The organism is Sphingomonas sp. Leaf37, from assembly GCF_920939475.1.
Classification (GTDB): Bacteria; Pseudomonadota; Alphaproteobacteria; order Sphingomonadales; family Sphingomonadaceae; genus Sphingomonas.
Genome location: NZ_CAKLAX010000002.1, coordinates 127,911 through 149,555 on the forward strand (window position 1 = coordinate 127,911; position 21,645 = coordinate 149,555).

The following is a 21,645-nucleotide window of genomic DNA, read 5'->3' on the forward strand; positions in this document are numbered from 1 at the left end:
GCTTCTTGATCCGGGATTGACGGTCATGCCGCAGCGGCTCGCTTTCGCCACCCTTCTTCTGATGTCCTCCACCCTCGTGGCGCCAGCCGTCCTTGCGCAGGCCGGTGGCACCGCCGCGCCGGCACCGGCCAGCCCGCCGCCCGCGCAGACCTCGACACCCGCGACGTCCAGCCCCGGCGGTGCGACCGATCCGCAAGCGGCGGCCCCGACCTCGACCGATCAGCAGGCCGAGGCGCCGGTGGAAGTCTCGGCTCCCGGCGCGGAGGGTCTCGAGGACATCGTCGTCGTCGGGCGCAACATTCCCAACGCGGTGCGCTCCACGGCGCAGATCGTCTCCGTCCTGTCGACCGCCGACATCGCGCGCACGGGCGAAGGCGACATCGCCGGCGCACTGACCCGCGTCACCGGCCTGTCGGTGGTCGGCGGCGGCTTCGTCTACGTCCGCGGCCTCGGCGATCGCTATTCGTCGTCGCTGCTCAACGGATCGCCGTTGCCGAGCCCGGAGCCGCTGCGCCGGTCGGTGCCGCTCGACATCTTCCCGACCACGATCGTCGGATCGGCGCTGGTGCAGAAGACGTATTCGGTGAACTACCCCGGCGAGTTCGGCGGCGGCGTCATCAACCTGACGACCAAGGCGATCCCGGACAAGAACTTCGTGTCGATCGGCGGCACCATCTCGGCGGATGACGCGACGACCAGCGAGCTCGGCTACACCTATGCCGGCGGCGATGCCGACTGGATCGGCTTCGACGACGGCACGCGCAAGGTGCCGTCGTTCATCAGGAACGCACCGACCGGCACCGGCATCATCCCCGCCGCGCAGGTCGCGCAGCTGTCCAACGCCTCGACGACGTTGCTCCAGCGCAACAACCAGCTGCCGGCGAACTGGTCGGGCGAGATCAGCGGCGGTTCGGTTTACGATCTCGGTTCGTCGCGGCTCGGCGTGATCGCCTCGGTCAGCGCCAGCAACACCTTCCGCACCCGCTCGGCGATCCAGCAGGACACGGTGTCGGCGGACGGCACGCTGCGCAACGATTACCGGACGCTGCTGACCGACAACCGTATCGTCGCGAACGCGCTGATCGGCGTCGGGCTGGAGTTCGGCGAGAACACGCTGCGCTGGACCAACGTCTATATCCACGACACGCTGAAGCAGGGCCGCGGTTCGGCGGCGACGCTGTACAACAACGCCAGCGGCCTGCGTTTCCAGCAGAACACCAACTGGTTCGAACGCCAGCTGATCGAAAGCCAGCTGGTCGGCGAATTCAAGCTGACCGACGCGCTGAAGGTGGACGTCCGCGGCGCCTACGCCAATTCGAAGCGCAACGCGCCGTACGAGCGGCAGTTCGACTATCTGTGTTCGGCCACGACGTCGAACGGTCTGCCGATCACCAGTGATGGCGGACAGCAGGCGGAAGGCTTCCAGTGCAACGGTGCCTATCAGGTGTCGCAGCGCTTCACGCCCTTCGCCTCGATCGTGTTCAGCGAGTTGAACGAAGACCTGTTCACCGGTCAGGCGGACGCATCGTACAAGATCGACGGCGACCGTCCGATCACGTTGTCCGCCGGCTATTTCTATCAGGGGACCGACCGTTCGTCCTCGCGCCTCCAGTTCAATTACCAGACGTCGGCGGGCGGCGGCACCGCGCCGGGCTATCCGTACAATCTGCTGCGCCCCGATTACTTGCTCAGCCCGGACGTGCTCAACAACGCCTGCCCGTTGCAGGGGACCGGCGCGTGCACGATCCAGTTGCAGTTCAGCACGCCGCTTGGCGCCTATGCCTATGACGCGTCGCTCGACGTGCATGCCGGTTATGCGCAGGCGGAAGCGGAGGCGTTCGATGGCCTGCGCGCGGTGATCGGCCTGCGTTACGAGACCGGCACCGAAAAGGTGACGCCGGTGCAGACCGCGACGACGCGCCTGAAGAACGATTATTGGCTGCCTGCCGCGACGCTGACCTGGAATTTCGCGGCCGATATGCAGCTGCGTGCCAGCGCGGCCAAGACGATCTCGCGTCCGCAGTTCCGCGAGCTGGCGCCGCAGCAGTTCCGCGATCCGGATTCGGATCGCCTGTTCTTCGGCAACCCGCTGTTGCAGGACAGCGAGCTGTATAATCTCGAAGCGCGCTACGAATGGTTCTTCAAGCGCGACCAGCGCTTTACGCTTGCCGGCTTCTACAAGCGGATCGACAATCCGATCGAACAGGTCGGCTTCTACACCGGCGCCGACGACCGCTTGCAGACGGGCTTCACCAACCTGCCGAAGGCGACGCTGTACGGCGGTGAGGTCGAGTTGCAGAAGTATTTCCCGCTGGCCGACGTCCTCGGTGGCGATTTCTTTTCGACCCGCCGCGCGCTGTTCGTCGCGAACTACACCTATACAAAGTCGAGCATCACCGCCGACGGATCATGCGTGCCGAACGTGCTCAACCAGACGCTGGGTGGCTGCCGCACCGGTTTCGGCCCGGCGGCGCTCCAGTTCCGGGATGGCGCGCCGTTGACCGGCCAGTCGGACCATCTGGTCAACGTACAGATCGGGCTGGAGGACACCGCTTCGCTGTCGCAGATCACGATGCTGTTCAACTACGCCAGCGATCGCGTGACCAATCGCGGCCCGTCGAACCTGTCGGGCGTGGGTTTCCAGCCGGACGTCGTCGAGCATCCCGGCATTCGCCTCGACCTCGTCGCGCGTCAGGGCGTCGAATTGATGGGCGGCAAGTTCGAGATCAAGGCCGAGGCGCGCAACCTGACCCGGACGAAGTATCGCGAGAGCCAGACGTTCCCGAATGGCAACGAGGTGTTCATCAACAAGTACAATCTGGGCCGGGTGTTCAGCCTAGGGGTGAGCGCTACGTTCTGATTTCGGCGTATTCCTGCCTTGCGACGCGGGGAGAGGGACTGCGCCCGCAGGGCGTCGGGGAGGGGGTGTTCCGCCATCGGGTTCGTCGTTTACCTCCCCCTCCGTCAGCGCTGGCGCGCTGCCACCTCCCCCTCGCGGGGGAGGAGTTGGGGGGGGGCTCACCCCCATGGCAGCTCTCGATACCATTTTGTGATCACGTACTTGACGCCCGCGCGCACCTTCATCCCCTGATGCAAGGTCGCAGCGTTCAGTGATCCGTCCGCCCGCCGGTTGTTCCACGCCACCAGCTTGCCGGTTTCGGGCTGGACAATCTTGTCCACCGCCTTGAAGCGCGTCGCGCCGCCTGCTTCCGGCGCGTTCAGATAGACCATCACCGTCCACGTGCGATTGCCTGCCGTCGAGCAATAGGTGGCATAGTCCGCCCCGTGCGGCTCGAAGTAATCGGTATGGCCCTTGAACTCCTGACCCACGGCATAGCGTTGCCCCTGCAACGGCTCGCCGTGCGCGGGGTCGAGCCCGGTGAACATCGCCAGCCGGCGCTCCACCGCCTGCACGACGGGATCGCCCGCGAACAGGTCGCCCGTCTCGCTCGTCCGAAATGCCGAATCGCCGTTGGGGTCGGCGATCGTCGAGGGCCTGCGCACGGCATCGATTCGCTCGATCAGCGCCGCGCACAGGTCCGGGCCGATGAAACCGCGCGCGACGAACAGGTCGAGCTTCGGGCTCGGCACCTTCTGGACGCCGGCCTGCGCCATCAGATGTGCGACGATCGGTCCGGCATCGAGGCCGCTGCCGAGGGGAAGGGAGGGATCCATAAGGCCCGTCCTACCGCTGTCCCGATGCCCGAGGGAAGCCGTCGATGTCCGCCCCGATCATCTCACCCCTTTGACGCAAAAGCGTAACATGGCATGCGTAGGCGCAAAGGTGCGGGACGGGACTGACACATGCGCTTGAAACTCGACGCGCGCACGCGGCGTATCCTGCGCCGCCTGCCCGTCGTGAACGTCTATTCGCTGGCCGAGCTGCTCCTGATCGCGGGGCTGGCGACGCAGAGCGCGCGGTTGCTGTGGACGCTGGTCACGCCGGTGTCGCCGCTGGGCGACTGGCGTCCGGCGGAGATCAGCGTACCGGGGCGCCCCTATGACGTGCTGGCGGGGTTCGATCCCTTCTTCCGGCTCGGCGCGCAGGCTCAGGGGCCCGCCACCGTCACCTCGCTCCAGCTCACGCTGTTCGGCATCCGGGTCGACGAAGCCTCGGGCCGCGGTTCGGCGATCGTCGCGGGGGCCGACAATGTCCAGAAGAGCGTCGGCGTCGGCGAGGAAATCCAGCCCGGCGTGCGTCTGAAGGCGGTCGCCTTCGACCATATCACGATCGATCGCGGCGGTACGTCGGAAGACCTGTTCCTGGTACAGTCCGACGCACCCCAGCCGGGGCAAGCGCCGGTGCCGGCGCCCGGCGCACCCCCGGTCGTCGGCCAGCCCGCCGTGCCGCCGATCGCCGCCAACCAGATCCGCAACGAAATCGGCTTCATCCCGCGCATCGACGGCGGTCGCATCTCGGGCCTCGTCGTCCGGCCGCAGGGCACCGGCAACCTGTTTCGTACCGCCGGCCTGCGCGAAGGCGATGTCGTCACCGCGATCGGCGGTCGGCCCGTTACCGGCCCGCAGGACCTCGACCGCGTCACCGCCGATTTCGCGGGTGGCGGCAACATTCCCATAACCGTAGAGCGCGGCACGCAGACGCTGGCGCTCGCCATCACGATCGCAGCCCCGAAATGACCCATAATCCATGAAGACGCTGTTTCCCGCCCTGTTGCTGTCGACCGCCGCTCTGGCGTTGCCGATGGCGGCGATCGCCCAGACGACGCTCAACGTCCGCGATGCCGACATCCGCGCCTTCATCGCCGATGCCGCGCGGGTAACGGGCCGCACCTTCATCATCGATTCGCGCGTGCAGGGGAAGGTGACCGTCGTCACGGACCGGCCGCTCAGCCGGTCGGAATATTTCGAGGCGTTTCTGTCGACGATGCGTGCCAACGGCCTGGTCGCGGTGCCGACCGGCAATGGTGCGTTCCGCATCCAGCCGATCGACAATGCCGCCTCGCAGCCCAGCCGTGTCGGATCGGCGGGGGCGAGCCGCAACAGCTTCGTCACCGAAATCGTGCGTTTGCGCGCGATCGACGCGACGCAGGCGATCGAGACGGTGCGCCCGCTGGTCAGCGCCCAAGGCTCGGTCAGTGCCAATCGCGGATCGAACGCACTCGTCATCGTCGATTTCGCCGACAACATCCGCCGTATCCGCGAGGTGCTGCGCCGCGTCGATGCCGACAACGCCTCGACCCGCGTCGTCGCGCTGAAGAATGCGAGCGCCAAGGAGATCGCGGCTGCGTTGCAGGGCCTTACCACCGGCGCACCGGGCGGGCAGGGCGGTGGCGGCCCCGGCGGTGTCGGCACCACCGTCACCGCAGTCGACAGCAGCAATTCCGTCATCATCCGCGGCGATGCGGCCAGCGTATCCCGCCTCGTCAGCGTCGCGCAGGACCTCGATCAGAAGGCGAAGAACGGCACCGAAATCCGCGTCGTCTTCCTCGAGAATGCCGACGCCGCGCAATTGCTGCCCGTGCTCCAGCAACTCGTCGGGCAACAGCCGGACGCGGTGCAGGACGTCCAGCTGTCGCGCACCCAGACCGGCTTCGGCAGCAGCACCGGCGGCGGAGCGAACAACCAGCAGCAGCGGCAGGCGCCGCAAGCGCCCGTCCAGCAGAGCGGCGGCGGCGGCGCCAGTGGTACGGGCCAGCCGGCGATCACGACGCAGGGCGGGCGCACCGCGGCCGTCGTCACCCGTTTTCAGGGCGCCAACGCGATCGTCATCGCCGCCCCCGCAGACGTTCAGCGGCAACTCTCCGATGTCGTCCGCCAGCTCGATACCCGTCGCGAACAGGTTTTGATCGAGGGAATCGTCGCCGAAGTCTCCGACGCGACGGTCAACCGGCTCGGCGCGCAATTCATCCTCGCCAACCCGTCGGGCGGGGCGTTCGCGGCCTCGACCTTCTCGAACAGCGCGCCGAACATCCTTCAGATCGCCGGCGCGATCGGCGCGCGTGAACTCGGCCGCAACACCACGACGACGATCGCCAACGGCGTCACCACGACGGTGACGACCAACAATGCGTCGGACCAGCTGACCCAGTCGGCGATCAGCTCGATCATCGGGTCCTCGGGCGGGTTCGGCGGCTTCGGTGGCCAGATCGGCGACTTCATCTTCGGCGCGATCATCAATGCGGTGAAAAGCGACACGACGTCGAACCTGCTCCAGGTCCCGCATCTGGTGACGGTCGACAATCAGGAGGCGCATAGCCTGGTCGGACAGGAAATCCCGATCACCACCGGGCAGGCGCTGTCGAACAACTTCGACAACACCTTCCGCACCACCCAGCGCGAGAACGTCGGTATCGAACTGACGGCGCGGCCGCAGGTCAATTCGTCCGGCACGGTGAAGCTCAATCTGCGCCTGGAGGTCAGCTCGATCGCCGGGCCGGTGTCGAGCGACAACAGCGACCTGATCCTCAACAAGCGCGAGATCGAGACGACGCTGACCGTCGACGAGGGCCAGATCGCGGTGATGGGCGGCCTGCTCAGCGACGAGGAGCGTCGCACGATCGAGAAGATTCCGCTGCTCGGCGATATCCCGATCCTCGGCAACTTGTTCAAGTCGAAGGCGAAATCGCGCAACAAGACCAATTTGATGATCTTTATTCGCCCGACGATCCTGCGCAGCGCCGCCGACAGCCGCAAGCTGGCGGAACAGCGTTACGGCTACATCCGCCTGCAACAGGGGCTGCAATCGCCCAACGAAGAGCCGTCGATCGACCAGCTGGTCCGCGATTACATGGGTGCCGCTCCGCCGATTCCGTCGGCACCGATCCCCGGCAACATCGAGGACCCGCGCATTGCCGTGCCGATCCAGACGAACACGACGAAGGTCATTCGCCCGAGGGACCGGTGAGGAACGCTCCTTCGTCATCCCGGTGGACGGCGGGACCCATGGCGGGGATGAACGCAGCGATGGCCCGCGCCACCAGCCACGCGCGTCCGTGGGTCCCGGCTTTCGCCGGGATGACGGTTGTTGGGGAGGGCGGGGCATGATCATCCGCCACGGCTCCGAGACCGACACCGAAACGCTGCTGATCGAAACTCCGGCTGCACCCGTACCGGAACCGTTGCCGATGCTCGCCATACCCTATGCCTTCGCGCGGAAGCACGGCGTCGTGGTCCAGCATACCGACACCGATACGCATCTGACGGTGGCGATGCGTGCCGGCGCCGACCCCAAGGCGTTGCTGGAAATCCGCCGCTACCTCGCCCGTCCGTTCGACATCGCGATCGTCGAGGCGCCGGCATTCGACCGCCTGCTCTCCGATAATTATGCGATGGACGGGCAGGCCAATGCGCTTGCCGCCGTCGGGATGGGCGACGAACTCGACAGCCTGGCCGAAGGGCTGCCGACCGCCGAGGATTTGCTCGATACCGCCGACGACGCGCCAGCGATCCGCCTCATCAACGGCATCATCGCCGACGCAGCGCGCAACGGCGTGTCGGACATCCATATCGAACCGTACGAGACCGGCCTCATCGTCCGCATGCGCATCGACGGCGTCCTGCGCGAAACGCTGCGCATGCCGCCGCATGTCGCGCCGGTGGTGGTGAGCCGCATCAAGGTCATGGCCCGCCTCGACATCGCCGAGCGCCGCGTGCCGCAGGATGGCCGCATGGGCTTGACCCTCGGCGGCAAGCTGCTCGACGTCCGTGTCTCGACGCTGCCCAGCCGGGCGGGCGAGCGGGTCGTGCTGCGTATCCTCGACAAGGACAATGCCGGGATCGACCTCGACGCATTGGGGATGGACGCGGGCATGTACGCGCTGCTGCGGGGCGCGCTCGCCGAGCCCAACGGCATCCTGCTCGTCACCGGTCCGACCGGATCGGGCAAGACGACGTCGCTCTACGGCGCGCTTCGCCTGCTGAACGACGGCAGCCGCAACATCCTGACCGTTGAAGACCCGGTCGAGTACGCCGTCGAGGGCGTCGGCCAGACGCAGGTCAATCCGAAGGTCGGCCTGACCTTTGCAGCCGGTCTCCGGGCGATCCTGCGCCAGGACCCCGACGTCGTCATGGTCGGCGAAATCCGCGACCGCGAGACGGCGGAGATCGCGGTGCAGGCGTCGTTGACCGGTCACCTCGTGCTGTCGACGGTTCACACCAACGATGCGATCGGGGCGATCACCCGCATGCGCGACATGAAGGTCGAGCCGTTCCTGCTCGCCTCGACGTTGCGCGCGGTGATCGCCCAGCGGCTGGTTCGCCGCCTGTGCCAGACCTGCCGCCGCGCGGTGCCCTCGGAGAGTGGCGGCGGGCTGCTCGGCATCGAACCCGGTGTTGAGGTGTATGAGGCGGTGGGGTGCAGCGAGTGCAACCATACCGGCTTCAAGGGGCGGATCGGCGTGTTCGAGGCGGTGCGGGTGGACGACACGATCCGTCGCTTCATCAACGATGGTGCCGACGAGACGGCGATCGCCGCGCATGCTTTCGCGCGGACGCCGAACCTCGCGCAGGCGGCGGAAACGCTGGTGCGTAAAGGGCTGACGACGCCGGAAGAAGCGATCCGCGTGAGCCGCCGCGATGCGACCGATCCGGTGGTGGACGAGGTGCCGGATGTGTAGTCAACCTCACCCTTCGCCGCCTCTCCCGACGGGAGAGGGAAGGGTGAGGGTGACGCGGTTCATCCATGGCTGACTTCGACTATCTCGCCATCGATACCCGCGGGCAGGAGCAGCGCGGGCATGTCGCCGCCGCGACGATCGACGCCGCGCGCGCGAACCTCGACAAGCGCAAGCTCTACGTCGTCCGCCTCGACCCCGGCTCGCCGCCGGCCGCGACCAGCCGTCCGCTGTTCGGCATCAAGCTTGGTCGCGCCAAGATGAGCAACAAGCAGCTCACGCTGTTCACCCGCCAGCTCGCCACGCTCAACCGTGTCTCGCCGCTGGAGGAATCGCTCCGTACCATCACTCGCCAGACCGAACAGGACAGCGTCCGCGCGATCGTCAGCCAGGTCCACGCTGGCGTCGTCGAAGGGCGTCGCCTCGCCGATTCGATGGCGCGCGAGCCGAAGAGCTTCCCACCGCTGTACCGCGCGATGGTTTCGGCGGGCGAGAGCTCGGGCAGCCTGCCGACGATCCTCGACCGCCTCGCCGCGCTGCTTGAGCGGCAGGCGGAAATCCGTGGCAAGCTGATCACCGCGCTCGCCTATCCGACGATCCTCGCGGTCGTAGCATTGGGCGTTGTCACCGCGCTGATGATGTTCGTCGTGCCGCAGGTGGTCGAGCAGTTCGACACCGTCGGACAGGAATTGCCGCTGCTCACCCGCGTCGTGATCGGCTTGTCCGATCTGCTCGTCGGATATTGGTGGGTGATGGTGCTGGTGATCGCGTTGGCCGGGGCAGGGGGCTGGTACGCACTCCGTGACCCCGCCCTCCGCCTGTCGTTCGATACCGCGCTGCTGCGCATGCCGTTGCTCGGGCGGCTGTTCCGCGATCTCCACGCCGCGCGTATGTCGCGCACGCTCAGCACGATGATCGCCAGCCGACTGCCCTTGCTGGAAGGGCTCGCGCTGACTGCCAGCACGATCCACAATCGTCGCCTGCGCGCCGCGTCGGACGAGATCGTCGAGGCGATCCGCGGCGGCGGCAGTCTGTCCGCGGCGATGCGCCGTACCAACGTCTTCCCGCCGCTGCTCACCTATCTGGCGGCGAGCGGAGAGGCGGCGGGCAGGCTCGACGAGATGCTGGAACGCGCCGCGGATTATCTCGAACGCGAATTCGACCGCTTCACCGCGACCGCTTTGTCGCTGCTTGAACCCGCAATCATCGTCGTGATGGGCGGCATCGTCGCCACCATCGTGCTATCGATCCTGCTCCCCATCCTCCAGCTCAACACGCTGGCAGGCCAGTAAGGACCTTCATGCGTAAACAGCCTCAGAAACGCCGGAAGAACGAGGAGGGCTTTACCCTCGTCGAGCTGATGGTCGTCATCGTCATCATCGGCCTGCTCGCCGCGATCGTCACGTTCAACGTGCTGCCCGCCGGCGACAAGGGCAAGATCACCAAGGCGAAGTCGGACATCAGCACCATCGAGGGTGCGCTGGAGATGTACCGCCTCCAGATGAACAGCTATCCGACCACGTCGCAGGGATTGCAGGCGCTCGTCACCGCGCCCGCCGGCGTCAATGCGGCGGAATATCAGCGCGGCGGCTATATCAAGAAGCTGCCGCCCGACCCCTGGGGCCGCGCCTATCTCTACGCCTCGCCCGGTCAGCACGGCGAGGCCGATGTCTGGAGCCTCGGCGCCGACGGCAAGGATGGCGGCGAAGGCGTCAACGCCGATATCACCAGCTGGGAATAGCCATGCGTCCCCGCCGCAACGGATTTACGCTGATCGAGCTGATGGTGGTCGTCACCATCATCGGCCTCGCGGCGGCCGTGGCGGTGTGGAACATGCCGGATCCGCGCGGCCGGGTGGCAGACGAAGCCGCCCGCTTCGCCTTGCGCGCCCGTGCCGCGCACGATGCCGCGATCGTCGAGGCACGCCCGGTCAGCGTCTGGGTGACCGCGGGCGGCTATGGTTTCGATCGTCGCGCCGCGGGACAGTGGACCGCGATGGCCGAGAAGCCGCTGCGCGTGGAGCGATGGACCGAGGGCACGCAGGCCGTCACCGGCGAGGCCAGCGGCCGCCTGCGCATCGTCTTCGACCCCACCGGCCTGGCGGATCGGGAAGCGCAGGTGACGCTGACCCGCAGCGGCGCGCGCGCAGTGATCGACATGGCCGCCGACGGCACGGTCCGGGTGGCGAGCTGATGACAGTGTTCTCCCGTGTTCCTGCGGGTCCAGGAATCCAGACCCGGGCAGGCCGACCCGTGTTGTCCGGGAATCCGGGGTCCCGGGTCCGCAGGAGCACAAGCGGCTTCACCCTCATCGAGATCATGGTCGCGCTCGCGGTGTTCAGCCTCGCCGTACTCGCACTGCTCCGCCTCGAGACGGCTACGATCCGCGGCGCGACGACGCTGGACGATAGTCTGATCGCCGGCCTCGTCGCGAGGAACGTCGCCAACGACGCCATCACCGAGGCGCAGCCTCCCGTCGCCGGCCGCACCGCAGGCAGCGAGGTCAACGGCGGCCGCGCCTGGAACTGGGTGCGCAACGTGCGCGCCACCGGCAACGCCAGCATCGTCCGCATCGACGTGGCGGTGACCAATCCCGCCGGGCAGATCGTCGGCAGGACCGTGGCCATCCGTCCTGCGGACACGCCGCAGTGAGATCGCGTCCGGGAACACGGGCGTCGCGTGCAGCCCGACATGGCGAATGCGGCTTCACCCTCGTCGAGGTCATGATCGCGCTGATGATCTTCGGCATGCTTGCCGCTGCGGGCGTGGCGATCCTGACCTTCAGCGTCCGAGCACAGACCGCCACCGGTAAACGCTTCGACGACATTTCCGCGCTCAATCGCACGACCGCGCTCCTGTCCGGAGATCTCGGGCAAGCGATCGACCGCCCGGCCCGCGACGAGGGCGGCACCGTCCTTCCCGCCTTTACAGGCGAACCCGACGGGCGGATGCGCTTCGTCCGTACCGGCTGGGCGAACGTCGACGCTGCGCCCCGCGCCAGCGCACAAAAGGTCGCCTACGTCATTCAGGATGCCGCGCTGATCCGCATCGCCTATCCGATGATCGACGGCGCCGCACCGCTCGCGCCCGTCACGTTGCTGGAGAAGGTCGTCAGTGTTTCCGCCCGCTACCGCTACAAGGGTGCGTGGAGCGATCGCTGGGACGGCACGCAGGGGGCGGCCCTGCCGCAGGCTGCGGAGGTCGTGCTCCACCGCACCGACGGCAGCGCCTATCGCCTGATGCTGCTGGTCGGCTCGGGTTACAGCCCGGCGCCACCACCCGGTCAGCCCGGCCCGCAGCCCACTGCCACGGCGACGCCCGATGCCGCCTGAGCGCGAACGCGGCGCCGCGCTGCTCACCGTCCTATTGCTGGTGGCGATGATCGCCGTCCTCGCCGGCACGGCGCTCGAGCGCCTGCGCCTCACCACCCGCCTCGCTGGCAATGCGCTGGGCGGCGAGCAGGCCCGCGACTACGCCCGTGCGGCCGAAGCGCTCGCCACCAGCAAGGTGACGGACATGCTCGGCACCAGCCGCGACCGCGTCACGCTGGCCGGCGGCTGGAGCAACCGGCCCTACGGCCTGCCGCTACCGAGCGGCGGCCTTGCCGTGGCGCGCGTTACCGATGGCGGGAATTGCTTCAATCTCAATAGCCTCGTCAGCCGTCAGGCGCCGAATGTCTACACGTCGACGCAAAGCGTCATGCAGCGGTTGCAGTTCGTCCGCCTGATGCGCCTGACCGGTATCCCCGCACAGGTCGCGGAGCGCATCGCCCCCGCGGCTGCCGACTGGATCGACACCGATCAGGACCAGCAGGGCGGCGGCGCGGAGGACCCGACCTATCTCGCAAAGGCGACGCCCTATCGTACGGCCGGGGTGCTGATGTCAGACCCAAGCGAATTGCGCGCCGTCGACGGCGTGACGCCGGAGATCTACGCCATGCTGCGCCCATGGGTCTGTACGCTGCCGATCGCCGAAACGTCGTCGATCAACATCAACACGCTGACACCCGAACAGGCGCCGCTGGTCGCGATGCTGTTCGCCGATACGCTGTCGGTCGAGGCTGCGCGCGGCATGATCCTGCGCCGACCGCCGCAGGGCTATGGCAGCACCAGCGCCTTCCTCAACGCCGCCGGCAACGGTGCGACACCCGAAGGCGGCGCCGGTCTTGCGATCACCTCGAAATGGTTCGCGCTCGGAATCGACGTCACCAACGGTGCCAGCCGATTGCAGGAAAGAGCATTGATCGACGCAAGCCGGCTTCCCGCGCGGCTCGTGGCGCGGCAATGGGGCGACGAATCATGACGACGCTCCTGTTCCTGCCCTCCGCCACCCAAGGCTATCGCTGGCTGCGCACCGGCGATGGTGATGGCGGCGGCGCGATCAACGAAGGCGAAGGGCTGCCCGCGCTCGCCGACGAGGCGATCGTCGCCGTCGCCCCCGCCGACGCGGTGACGCTGCACTGGGCCGATCTGCCGGTACGTTCGCCTGCGCAGGCGCTTGCCGCCGCCCGCCTGCTGGTGGCGGATGCCAGCGCGACGCCGATCGGCGAACTGCACGTGGCGGTCGGGGACGAAGGGAAGGGCGAACGCCCGATCGCCGTGGTCGGTATGGGTGCGATGGCCGGCTGGCTCGCCGAACTTGCCGTGCACGGGATCGATCCGGTCGCCATGATTCCCGCCGCGCTGCTGCTGCCCCGTCCCGACGAAGGCTATATCCGCGGCATGATCGCCGGCGAGGCGCTGGTCCGCAGCCGCTCTACCGGCTTCACCGACGAGGCCCGGCTGACCGACTTCATCATCGGCGATTCTCCCGTCCTGGTGCCCGACCGTGCGGCGCTCGACGAAGCGGTCGCCAGCGCGGCCACGACCCCGCCGCTCGACCTGCGTCAGGGGCCGTTCGCGCGGCGTCGCCGTATCGGCATCGACTGGGCGTTGATCCGCCGGCTCGCCCTGCTCGGCGCCGCAATCCTCGCGGTGACGTTGGCGATCGACCTCGTCCGCATCGCGAAATACAGCTTCGGTGCCGACGCGCTGGAGGCGCGGGCCGAGGCGCTCGGCCGCACCGGTCTGGCACGGGGCGAGACGGTGACCGACGTCGACCGCCAGCTCGACGAGCGTCTGTCGGGGGTCCGCGGTCCCGGCCTAGGCTTCAGCACGACGGTCGCGGCCGTCTATGCTGCGGTGCGATCGACGCCCGGCACCGAACTGACCAGCCTCGATTTCCAGTCGAACGGCGCCTTGCGGATCGGCGTCGGCGCGGCGCGCGAATCGCTGCCGACCGACCTCAAGCGCACGCTGGAGGTGGCGGGCTTCACCGTCACCGCCGGCACGTTCCAGTCCGCCAACGGAAGGGTTACGGGCGAGATGACGGTGGACCGACCATGACCAGCATCCGCATCTGGTTCGCCGGTCGGGCCTTGCGCGAACGCCGCCTGATCCTCGTCATGCTCGCCCTGCTGGCGGTGACGATCGTCTGGGGCGGCCTCATCCTGCCTGTCCGCGACGGCCTGTCGAGCGCGCGTGAGCGCCATGCCGACGCGGTCGTCCGCCTAGGTGCGACGCAGGCGGAGGTCGACCTGATCCGCGCCGCAGGTCGCCGCGTGCCGCTGACCGGCAGCCTTGCCGACACCCTGCGCCTGCGCGCCGAGGCTGCCGGCTTTGCGTTGGCCAGTGTCGAGGACAGCGCCGGCGGCCGTGTCCATGCCACCATCGCGGCCGGCAGGCCCGCCGCGCTCGGCCGCTGGTTCGGCAGCCTCGAAGCCAACGGCATCCTGGTCGAATCGGCGGCCTGGCGCGACAATGCGGATGGCAGCGTCGCCGCCGATTTCGTCGTTCGAGCACGCGCGGCATGAGGCGCATCCGTCTCGCCACCGGACCCGCCGCGCTGTTCGGCGGGCTGATGCTCGCGGCCTTGTTCCTGTTCCTGCCGATGCGGCTGGTGCTCGGCTGGGCCGGACTGGGCGATCAGGGGTTCAGTGCCCGCACCGTGTCGGGCAGCATCTGGGCCGGCCGGCTCAACGAAGCCCGCTTCGGCGACTTGGCCCTCGGCTCGCTCAACGCCAGCGTCTCGCCCTTCGCCCTGCTGATCGGCCGCGCGCGCATCACACTCGACGGCGATCCTGGCCTGTTGCACGGCGCGATCACCGTGAGCCGGCACGGGCAGGGTGTCGATGACATGACCGCGACGCTACCGACCGGGCGTGCCTTCGCGCCGCTGCCGGTGACGGAGCTCGCGCTCGAAAACGTCACCGTTCACTTCAACGATGATACCTGCGAGCAGGCAGAGGGGCGCGTTCGCGCGAGACTGGTCGGCGAGGCGGCGGGCATCGCACTGCCGGCCGAACTCTCCGGAATCGCGCGTTGCGATGGTGGAGCATTGCTGCTGCCGCTCGCCAGCCAAGCCGGCGCCGAAAGCATCGAGTTGCGGATTACCGGCGGCGGCCGTTACACCGCCGCGCTCCGCATCGCGCCCGCCGACCCCGCCGCCGCGCAGCGCCTCGCAGGTGCGGGCTTCGTCGCCGGCGAGGGCGGTTACCGCCTGTCGATCGAGGGACGGTTCTAGCCGAGTGCGGCGGACATGCCCCGACGCGGTCGCCGGTCAGCATCCGCTGCGGCTCTCGCGGAGGGGGATGGGCGTCGCTGCGGACGGACGAGGCCAGTATCGCGCGCATCATCCACCAAAAACGCATTCGCCTGTCTTGACGCACCGCCACCACCCCCGCTAGGGGGCCAGCCTTCGCGGCGACCGTAGTTCAATTGGTTAGAGCGTCGGCTTGTGATGCCGGAAGTTGCGGGTTCAAGTCCCGTCGGTCGCCCCATTATCTCACCCGATGCAGCGCAGACGCCATCGGGGCTAGCCAAAGCGGCAGCGAAATAATATTGCCGTCGCTCGCAAGAATCATCCAAGCGGAGCAGGCCATGACCTCGGTGTGGGATCTTCCCGATTTCGACAGCCATGAAGGCGTCCATACCTTCACCGACCGTGCATCCGGCCTGCGCGCGATCATCGCCGTCCACTCCACCCATCTCGGTCCGGCAGCCGGCGGCGCGCGATTCTGGCATTACGCATCGGGCGATCAGGCGGTCACCGACGCGTTGCGCCTGTCGCGTGGGATGAGCTTCAAGAACGCGATGGCCGGTCTCGCGCTCGGCGGCGGCAAGGGTGTCATCCTGGCCGACGAGCCGGGGGCCGTCATCTCCGACGATCGGCTGAAGGCATTCGGCCGCGCCGTCGAATCGCTCGGCGGCACTTACGTCACCGCCGAAGACGTCGGCATGTCCGAAGCGCGGATGAAGATGATCGCCGGCGAGACGAAATACGTCAGCGGCCTTCCCGTCGAAAGCGGCGCGGCCGGCGGCGATCCCGGGCCCTACACCGCGCACGGCGTCTATCTGGGGGTCAAGGCGGCGGCGAAGCGCGGCCTCGGCACCGGTGATATGAAGGGCGTCCACGTCGCGATCCAGGGCGTCGGCTCGGTCGGCGGCGGGCTTGCCAGACTGCTGGCGAAGGATGGCGCCCGCTTGACCCTCGCCGATGTCGATGCGGACCGCGCGAAGACGCTGGCGGCGGAGCTGGGCGCGGATACCGTCGCCGCGGGCGCGATCCTCGGCGTCGAGGCGGACATCTTCAGCCCCAATGCGCTCGGCGCGATCCTTACCGAAGCGACGATCCCGACGCTGGTGGCGAAGGTCGTCGCCGGCGGTGCCAACAACCAGCTGGCGACACGCGAGGATTACGATCGCCTTCATGCGCGCGGCATCCTCTACGCGCCGGATTACGTCATCAACGCCGGGGGCATCATCAACGTCGGCCTCGAATATCTCGGGCAGGGCGACGAGGCGGAGGTGATGGCGCGCATCGCCAAGATCCCCGCACGCCTCGACGAGGTGTGGGACGAGAGCGAGCGTACCGGCCGCCCCGCTGCGGAAGTGGCCGACACGATCGCTCGTCGACTCATCGGCCGCGGGTAAGGGGCCGCCGTTTCCCCGTCCGGCCGGCCAGGCGGGCGGATAGTATCAGGTGACGGCGCGCGCAAAGCTTCGTATGGCGGAACCAGCCGTGCCGACCCTTCATGCCCTCGCCAACCCTGCGCGTTTCCTCAAGCTCGCCCGTGCCTGTACGCCGGCGTTGCTGGTCGTCGGCTGGGTGATGCTCGCGATCGGTTGCTGGGCCGGGTTGACGCAGACGCCGCCCGACTATCTTCAGGGCGAAAGCGTCCGCATCCTCTACATTCACGTGCCCGCCGCCTGGCTCGGCATGGGCGGATGGAGCGGCATAGCGATCAGCAGCATCGCCTTCCTCGTCTGGCGCCACCCGCTCAGCCAACTCGCCGCGCGCGCCATCGCGCTGCCGGGCGCGATTTTCGCCGCGGTGTGCCTCGTCACCGGGTCGATCTGGGGCCGGCCGACGTGGGGGACGTGGTGGCAGTGGGATGGGCGCCTGACCTCGATGTTGCTGCTGTTCTTCGTCTATTGCGGCTACATGGCGCTGGCCCGCGCCGATGCGGAACGCGGCGGCGACGGACGCATCCCCGCGCTCTACGGCATCGCCGGCACCGTGCTGTTGCCGATCATCCGCTATTCGGTGATCTGGTGGAACACGCTCCATCAGGGCCCCTCGATCGGGCTGACGAAGTCGAGCATCGCCGGCAGCATCCTGTGGCCGCTCGGCTTCACCATGACCGGCTTCACCCTGTTGTTCGCCGCGATCGTCCTGATGCGGATGCGCACTGCGCTCGCGCGTACCAAGGCGGAGGCGCGCATGCGCCGGATGGCGCGCGCATGAACGCGTGGCCGTTCATCACCGCGGCCTATGCAATCGCGATCGGCGCGGCCGTATTGCTGACGCTTGCCAGCTATATCGCGATGAGGCGCGCCGAGAGATGAAGGCGAAGCACCAACGGCTGACGCTGGCGCTACTCGGCGTTGCGGCGGTGGTCGCGGCAGCCCTGCTCGCCATGTCGGCGATGAAGGATCAGGCGGCCTTTTTTTACGCGCCGTCGGACGTTCAGCGGCAAGGGCTCCCTCTCGGCCGGGCGGTGCGGCTCGGCGGTATGGTTCAGGCGGGATCGATCACGCGCGCGCGGGACGGCGTCACGGTTCACTTCGTCGTCGGCGATGGCAGGGCGACCACGCCGGTCACCTTCGCCGGCATAACCCCCGACCTGTTCCGCGAACGCTCCGGCGTCGTTGCGGAAGGGCAGTTCAACCGCGACGGTAGCTTCACCGCAACCAACCTGCTCGCCAAGCACGACGAAAAGTACATGCCGCCCGAACTGGCCGGCAAGATGCACGAAACGAAGACGCTGGAGCGATGACGGCGGAGATCGGCCTCGCCGCCTTGTGGCTCGCCGCGGCGCTGGCGGCGCTGCAACTCGTCATGGCCGCACTCGGCCTCGCCCGCGGGCAGCCCGAGCCGGTCGCCGCCGTCCGCCCGATCGCCATCGTGCAGGGTGCGCTTGCCGCGATCACGATGATCGCCCTGATCGCGCTGTTTCTCGCCAGCGACATGTCGGTCAAACTTGTCGTCGAGAACAGCCATTCGGCCAAGCCGTGGATCTACAAATTCGCCGGCGCGTGGGGAAACCACGAGGGCTCGATGCTGCTCTGGGTCACGATCCTCGGCCTTGCCGGTGGCGCAGTCGCGATCCTCGAACGGCGCCTGCCCGAACGCACGCTGATCGCCACGCTGGGTGCGCAGGCGGGCATCGCGCTGGGTTTTTACGCGTTCCTGCTATTCGCCTCCAATCCCTTCGCCCGCATCAGCCACGCGCCGCCGAACGGCCTCGGCCTCAACCCGCTGCTGCAAGATCCCGGTCTCGCCTTCCACCCGCCGACGCTTTACATAGGCTACGTCGGCATTTCGGTCGCTTTTTCCTTCGCGGTCGGCGCACTCATCACGCGCGACGTCGGCCCGGCGTTCGCCCGGGCGATGCGGCCGTGGGTGCTGGCCTCGTGGGTTTTCCTGACGCTCGGCATTACCGCCGGATCCTACTGGGCCTATTACGAACTTGGCTGGGGCGGCTGGTGGTTCTGGGACCCGGTCGAGAACGCGTCGCTGATGCCGTGGCTCGCGGCGACGGCATTGCTCCATTCGGTAACGGTGCTCGCCACCCGCGATGGGTTGCGCGCCTGGACGGTGATGCTGGCAGTGGTCGCGTTCTCCATGTCGATGATCGGCACCTTCCTCGTCCGTTCCGGCATCCTCACCAGCGTCCACGCCTTTGCCGTCGATCCCGAACGTGGCGCCTTCATCCTAGCGCTGTTGCTCATCTACATCGGTGGAGCGCTCGCGCTGTTCGCCGCACGGATCGGTACGGTGCGCGCCGGTAACACCTTCGAATTCGTTAGCCGGGAAGGGGGTCTGGTGATCAACAACCTGCTGTTGTCCGTCATCCTCGGCATCGTCCTGATCGGCACGCTCTATCCGCTCGTCGCCGCCAGCTTCGGTGTGCAATTGTCGGTTGGACCACCCTTCTTCAACAAGGCCGCCGGCCCGATCGCGCTGGCGCTGGTCGTGGCGATGGCGGTCGGCCCACTGCTGCGGTGGCGACGCGACGATGCAGGCGCCTTGCTGGACCGACTGATCTGGCCGATCGCGGCGACGGGGTTCACCGGCGCGGCGCTCGTCGTCCTCGCTCCCCCCGGCGTATTGCCGCTGCTGGGCATCTCGCTGGCCGCGGGGCTGGCAGTGGCCAGCATCCTGCCGCTGATCGGCCGCAATCTGTTGCGCACGCCGCTGTTTACCTGGGGCATGGTCGTCGCCCACCTCGGTATCGCGGTCAGTCTCGTCGGCATGGCCTGTGACAGCGCCTATACCGCCGAAACGTTGATCGCAGCCCGGGTCGGTCAGCCGGTACGCGTCGGTCCCTATGTCGTGAGGCTTGCCGGCATCAAGCCGGTCGTCGGCGACAATTGGTCCGCGCTCGAAGCCCGCCTGACCGCGACCCGCGACGACGATACGATCGTGCTTCGCCCGCAGTCCCGCTTCTTTACCGATCCCGTGACGGCAACCAGCGAAAGCGCCATCGCGACCGAATGGGACGGCCAGCTGTATACGGTGCTGGGGCAGGCCGACGAACAGGGCCGTTGGCAATTGCGCCTGTGGTGGAAGCCGTTCGTCACGCTGATCTGGCTCGGCGGCGTGCTGATCGCCCTGGGTGGTGCGCTGTCGCTGATCGGTCGCTGGCGCCGCGAACGCCGCGTTGTCGTACAGGAGCGATATGCATGAGGCGCTGGCTGCTCTGGACGCCGCTGGCGCTTTTCGGCCTGTTGTTCGCGGTCGTCGCCGGCGGCCTGATCAAGCCCGCCGACCGCACCGTCCGGTCGGCGATGATCGGCAAGCCGTTGCCCGATTTCGCGCTGCCCCCTATCGCGCCCGGCAAGCCGGGCCTCTCCACTGCCGTGTTCCGGCAGGGCCAGCCGCGCCTGCTCAATATCTTCGCCAGCTGGTGCATTCCCTGCGCTGCGGAATCGCCGCAATTGCTGCGGCTGAAGGCGATGGGCGTACCGGTGGATGCCATCGCCATCCGCGACACCGCCCCCGCATTGCGCGGGTTCCTCAACCGCAACGGTGACCCTTTCGATCGGATCGGGGACGATCGCCAAAGCGCCGTGCAACTCGCGCTCGGCTCGTCGGGCGTTCCCGAGAGTTTCGTGATCGACGGCAAGGGCCGCATCGTCCACCAGCACGTCGGCGACATCAGGGCTAGCGATGTCGCCGCCATCGCCGCTGCCGTGAAGAACGCCCGGTGAGGGCGTGGCTCCTCTCTCTTGTGCTGATCGCGGCACCGGCGCTGGCCGATCCGTCGACGCCGCCGGCCGCGCTCGCCTATACCCAGTTGCGCGATCCGGCGCAGGAGGCGCAGGCGCGCGAACTGATGGCGACATTGCGCTGCATCGTGTGTCAGGGCCAGTCGATAGCCGACAGCGACGCCAGCATGGCCGGCGACATGCGCGCGCTCGTCCGCGGCCGCATCGCTGCGGGAGAGAAGCCCGATGCGATCCGGCGGTGGCTGGTCGAACGCTATGGCGATTACGTCACCTACGATCCGCCGTTCGGTGCCGCGACCTGGCCGCTATGGCTTGCGCCAGTCGCCTTGCTGGCGCTGGGAGCCGTCATCGCGCGTTCCAGCTTTCGTCGCAGGCAGCGCTGATGGGCTGGGTCGCGCTGATCGCAATCGCCGCCGCGAGCGGGATCGCGTTGCTGCTGCTGCGCGTCGACCGATTGTTATGGGCGATGATCGGTGCGGCGTTGATGCTGGGGGCTGCGGGCTATGCGTGGCAGGGATCGCCAAACCTCGCCTCCAGTCCGGCGCGAGCCGCCGTAATCGGGCAGGCCGACGATGCCGCGCTGATCGATCTGCGCGAGCGTATGCTCGGGCGGTTCACCGCAGAGGCCGCCTATCTGACCGCTGCCGACGCAATGGCGCGTGCGGGTGATCGTCGGTCGGCGGTGCGTGCAATCCTGGGCGGGCTCAATCGCTATCCGCACAGCGTAATGCTGTGGACCGCGCTGGGCACGACGATGGCCGCGCATGACGGCAACACGCCATCGCCGCCGGCGATATTCGCTTTTCGGCAGGCGATCCGCGTTGCGCCTCAACATCCGGCACCACATTTCTTCCTAGGGTTGGCCTATGTCAGAGCCAACGACTACGGCCGCGCCCGGGGGGAGTGGGCGAGGGCGTTGGCGCTTTCGCCCGCCGGAGCACCGTACCGCCGGGACATCGCGGTACGGGTCATGCTCATCGATCAACTGCTCGCCGAGCAGCAGCGTACCGGCGGCTGACGGCGCTTCCCCCGGCCTGACGAGGGAAGGCCACCGCTCGTTCTACTTGCCGCGACCGGTCTGTTCCTGCAGCGCGTCGATCCGCTTCGATGCATCGGCCTTGCTCAGCGTGTCGTCGAAGGCCTCGCCAGCCTCCTCGCTCAGGGTCTTGAGGTAGCTGGCCTGCGCACCCGTCATGGCCTCGTCGCCGGTGGTCCAGTCATCCGGGTCCTTCTCCGCATTGGAAGTCGGATGGGTTTTCGGGTTTTCGATTTCGGACATGGTTGAAGCCTCTCTCAGTTCGA

22 protein-coding genes and 1 tRNA gene are annotated in these 21,645 nt (G+C 67.9%); 21 read left to right on the plus strand and 2 right to left on the minus strand.

The window, feature by feature from the left end; genetic code table 11:
- The first annotated feature begins 25 nt into the window (after positions 1 to 25).
- Positions 26 to 2,860, plus strand: a complete 2,835-nt coding sequence (locus LRA87_RS05835) for a TonB-dependent receptor domain-containing protein (RefSeq protein WP_230630024.1) — start codon at positions 26 to 28, stop codon at positions 2,858 to 2,860.
- A gap of 158 nt (positions 2,861 to 3,018) precedes the next feature.
- Here LRA87_RS05835 and LRA87_RS05840 read toward each other — a convergent pair whose 3' ends face one another.
- A complete protein-coding gene (locus LRA87_RS05840; protein WP_230630026.1) occupies positions 3,019 to 3,675 on the minus strand; it encodes a prolyl hydroxylase family protein in 657 nt (218 codons plus the stop codon).
- A 129-nt stretch (positions 3,676 to 3,804) separates the two neighbouring features.
- Between LRA87_RS05840 and LRA87_RS05845 the strand changes: the two genes are divergently transcribed.
- The 20 genes from LRA87_RS05845 to LRA87_RS05940 all read left to right on the plus strand — a co-directional run bounded on the left by LRA87_RS05845 (position 3,805) and on the right by LRA87_RS05940 (position 21,361).
- The gene (locus LRA87_RS05845; RefSeq protein ID WP_230630028.1) at positions 3,805 to 4,638 is read left to right on the plus strand and encodes a type II secretion system protein N; all 834 of its coding nucleotides are present in this window, start codon (positions 3,805 to 3,807) and stop codon (positions 4,636 to 4,638) included.
- A gap of 10 nt (positions 4,639 to 4,648) precedes the next feature.
- A complete protein-coding gene (gene gspD, locus LRA87_RS05850; RefSeq protein WP_230630030.1) occupies positions 4,649 to 6,865 on the plus strand; it encodes a type II secretion system secretin GspD in 2,217 nt (738 codons plus the stop codon).
- Positions 6,866 to 7,001: 136 nt separating this feature from the next.
- Positions 7,002 to 8,576, plus strand: coding sequence for a GspE/PulE family protein (locus LRA87_RS05855; RefSeq protein ID WP_268934826.1), 1,575 nt, complete (start codon positions 7,002 to 7,004; stop codon positions 8,574 to 8,576).
- 65 nt (positions 8,577 to 8,641) lie between these two features.
- On the plus strand, positions 8,642 to 9,865 hold the full coding sequence (gene gspF, locus LRA87_RS05860) for a type II secretion system inner membrane protein GspF (protein WP_230630032.1): 1,224 nt from the start codon (positions 8,642 to 8,644) through the stop codon (positions 9,863 to 9,865).
- A gap of 8 nt (positions 9,866 to 9,873) precedes the next feature.
- Positions 9,874 to 10,314 (plus strand): type II secretion system major pseudopilin GspG, encoded by a 441-nt coding sequence (gene gspG, locus LRA87_RS05865; protein ID WP_230630034.1) that lies wholly within the window; start codon positions 9,874 to 9,876, stop codon positions 10,312 to 10,314.
- 2 nt (positions 10,315 to 10,316) lie between these two features.
- Positions 10,317 to 10,766, plus strand: coding sequence for a GspH/FimT family pseudopilin (locus LRA87_RS05870; protein WP_230630036.1), 450 nt, complete (start codon positions 10,317 to 10,319; stop codon positions 10,764 to 10,766).
- Between the two features lie 59 nt (positions 10,767 to 10,825).
- Positions 10,826 to 11,224, plus strand: coding sequence for a type II secretion system minor pseudopilin GspI (gspI, locus tag LRA87_RS05875; protein ID WP_443024841.1), 399 nt, complete (start codon positions 10,826 to 10,828; stop codon positions 11,222 to 11,224).
- Positions 11,221 to 11,904, plus strand: a complete 684-nt coding sequence (gspJ, locus tag LRA87_RS05880) for a type II secretion system minor pseudopilin GspJ (RefSeq protein ID WP_268934828.1) — start codon at positions 11,221 to 11,223, stop codon at positions 11,902 to 11,904. Before gspI ends, gspJ begins: the two co-directional genes overlap by 4 nt.
- On the plus strand, positions 11,894 to 12,874 hold the full coding sequence (gene gspK, locus LRA87_RS05885; protein ID WP_230630042.1) for a type II secretion system minor pseudopilin GspK: 981 nt from the start codon (positions 11,894 to 11,896) through the stop codon (positions 12,872 to 12,874). The genes gspJ and gspK overlap by 11 nt, the downstream gene beginning before the upstream one ends.
- Positions 12,871 to 13,956, plus strand: a complete 1,086-nt coding sequence (gene gspL / locus LRA87_RS05890; protein ID WP_230630044.1) for a type II secretion system protein GspL — start codon at positions 12,871 to 12,873, stop codon at positions 13,954 to 13,956. The genes gspK and gspL overlap by 4 nt, the downstream gene beginning before the upstream one ends.
- Complete coding sequence (gene gspM, locus LRA87_RS05895; RefSeq protein ID WP_230630046.1) at positions 13,953 to 14,423, plus strand: type II secretion system protein GspM; 471 nt, start codon at positions 13,953 to 13,955, stop codon at positions 14,421 to 14,423. The genes gspL and gspM overlap by 4 nt, the downstream gene beginning before the upstream one ends.
- Positions 14,420 to 15,133: a type II secretion system protein N gene (gene gspN / locus LRA87_RS05900; RefSeq protein ID WP_230630048.1), complete on the plus strand. Its 714-nt coding sequence runs from the start codon at positions 14,420 to 14,422 to the stop codon at positions 15,131 to 15,133. Before gspM ends, gspN begins: the two co-directional genes overlap by 4 nt.
- Before the next feature lie 179 nt (positions 15,134 to 15,312).
- Positions 15,313 to 15,389, plus strand: a tRNA-His gene (locus LRA87_RS05905).
- A 100-nt stretch (positions 15,390 to 15,489) separates the two neighbouring features.
- A complete protein-coding gene (locus LRA87_RS05910) occupies positions 15,490 to 16,542 on the plus strand; it encodes a Glu/Leu/Phe/Val dehydrogenase family protein (protein ID WP_230630050.1) in 1,053 nt (350 codons plus the stop codon).
- Between the two features lie 88 nt (positions 16,543 to 16,630).
- On the plus strand, positions 16,631 to 17,356 hold the full coding sequence (ccmC, locus tag LRA87_RS05915; RefSeq protein WP_230630052.1) for a heme ABC transporter permease CcmC: 726 nt from the start codon (positions 16,631 to 16,633) through the stop codon (positions 17,354 to 17,356).
- Positions 17,357 to 17,453: 97 nt separating this feature from the next.
- A complete protein-coding gene (ccmE, locus tag LRA87_RS05920) occupies positions 17,454 to 17,888 on the plus strand; it encodes a cytochrome c maturation protein CcmE (protein ID WP_230630054.1) in 435 nt (144 codons plus the stop codon).
- A complete protein-coding gene (locus LRA87_RS05925) occupies positions 17,885 to 19,801 on the plus strand; it encodes a heme lyase CcmF/NrfE family subunit (RefSeq protein WP_230630056.1) in 1,917 nt (638 codons plus the stop codon). Before ccmE ends, LRA87_RS05925 begins: the two co-directional genes overlap by 4 nt.
- A complete protein-coding gene (locus LRA87_RS05930) occupies positions 19,798 to 20,325 on the plus strand; it encodes a redoxin family protein (protein ID WP_230630058.1) in 528 nt (175 codons plus the stop codon). The genes LRA87_RS05925 and LRA87_RS05930 overlap by 4 nt, the downstream gene beginning before the upstream one ends.
- Positions 20,322 to 20,726, plus strand: coding sequence for a cytochrome c-type biogenesis protein (locus LRA87_RS05935; RefSeq protein WP_230630060.1), 405 nt, complete (start codon positions 20,322 to 20,324; stop codon positions 20,724 to 20,726). The genes LRA87_RS05930 and LRA87_RS05935 overlap by 4 nt, the downstream gene beginning before the upstream one ends.
- Positions 20,726 to 21,361, plus strand: coding sequence for a tetratricopeptide repeat protein (locus LRA87_RS05940; protein ID WP_230630062.1), 636 nt, complete (start codon positions 20,726 to 20,728; stop codon positions 21,359 to 21,361). The genes LRA87_RS05935 and LRA87_RS05940 overlap by 1 nt, the downstream gene beginning before the upstream one ends.
- 42 nt (positions 21,362 to 21,403) lie before the next feature.
- On the opposite strand, the gene LRA87_RS05945 is transcribed toward LRA87_RS05940, so the two are convergent.
- Positions 21,404 to 21,622: a DUF3072 domain-containing protein gene (locus tag LRA87_RS05945; protein ID WP_230630064.1), complete on the minus strand. Its 219-nt coding sequence runs from the start codon at positions 21,620 to 21,622 to the stop codon at positions 21,404 to 21,406.
- Positions 21,623 to 21,645: the final 23 nt, after the last annotated feature.

Excerpts from the sequence above, each read along its gene's own strand:
- LRA87_RS05835 (WP_230630024.1), top strand. The coding sequence starts at position 26 with ATGCCGCAGCGGCTCGCTTTCGCCACCCTTCTTCTGATGTCCTCCACC.
- LRA87_RS05840 (WP_230630026.1), bottom strand. The coding sequence starts at position 3,675 with ATGGATCCCTCCCTTCCCCTCGGCAGCGGCCTCGATGCCGGACCGATC.
- LRA87_RS05845 (WP_230630028.1), top strand. The coding sequence starts at position 3,805 with ATGCGCTTGAAACTCGACGCGCGCACGCGGCGTATCCTGCGCCGCCTG.
- gspD (WP_230630030.1), top strand. The coding sequence starts at position 4,649 with ATGAAGACGCTGTTTCCCGCCCTGTTGCTGTCGACCGCCGCTCTGGCG.
- LRA87_RS05855 (WP_268934826.1), top strand. The coding sequence starts at position 7,002 with ATGATCATCCGCCACGGCTCCGAGACCGACACCGAAACGCTGCTGATC.
- gspF (WP_230630032.1), top strand. The coding sequence starts at position 8,642 with ATGGCTGACTTCGACTATCTCGCCATCGATACCCGCGGGCAGGAGCAG.
- gspG (WP_230630034.1), top strand. The coding sequence starts at position 9,874 with ATGCGTAAACAGCCTCAGAAACGCCGGAAGAACGAGGAGGGCTTTACC.
- LRA87_RS05870 (WP_230630036.1), top strand. The coding sequence starts at position 10,317 with ATGCGTCCCCGCCGCAACGGATTTACGCTGATCGAGCTGATGGTGGTC.
- gspK (WP_230630042.1), top strand. The coding sequence starts at position 11,894 with ATGCCGCCTGAGCGCGAACGCGGCGCCGCGCTGCTCACCGTCCTATTG.
- gspL (WP_230630044.1), top strand. The coding sequence starts at position 12,871 with ATGACGACGCTCCTGTTCCTGCCCTCCGCCACCCAAGGCTATCGCTGG.
- gspM (WP_230630046.1), top strand. The coding sequence starts at position 13,953 with ATGACCAGCATCCGCATCTGGTTCGCCGGTCGGGCCTTGCGCGAACGC.
- gspN (WP_230630048.1), top strand. The coding sequence starts at position 14,420 with ATGAGGCGCATCCGTCTCGCCACCGGACCCGCCGCGCTGTTCGGCGGG.
- LRA87_RS05910 (WP_230630050.1), top strand. The coding sequence starts at position 15,490 with ATGACCTCGGTGTGGGATCTTCCCGATTTCGACAGCCATGAAGGCGTC.
- ccmE (WP_230630054.1), top strand. The coding sequence starts at position 17,454 with ATGAAGGCGAAGCACCAACGGCTGACGCTGGCGCTACTCGGCGTTGCG.
- LRA87_RS05925 (WP_230630056.1), top strand. The coding sequence starts at position 17,885 with ATGACGGCGGAGATCGGCCTCGCCGCCTTGTGGCTCGCCGCGGCGCTG.
- LRA87_RS05930 (WP_230630058.1), top strand. The coding sequence starts at position 19,798 with ATGAGGCGCTGGCTGCTCTGGACGCCGCTGGCGCTTTTCGGCCTGTTG.
- LRA87_RS05940 (WP_230630062.1), top strand. The coding sequence starts at position 20,726 with ATGGGCTGGGTCGCGCTGATCGCAATCGCCGCCGCGAGCGGGATCGCG.
- LRA87_RS05945 (WP_230630064.1), bottom strand. The coding sequence starts at position 21,622 with ATGTCCGAAATCGAAAACCCGAAAACCCATCCGACTTCCAATGCGGAG.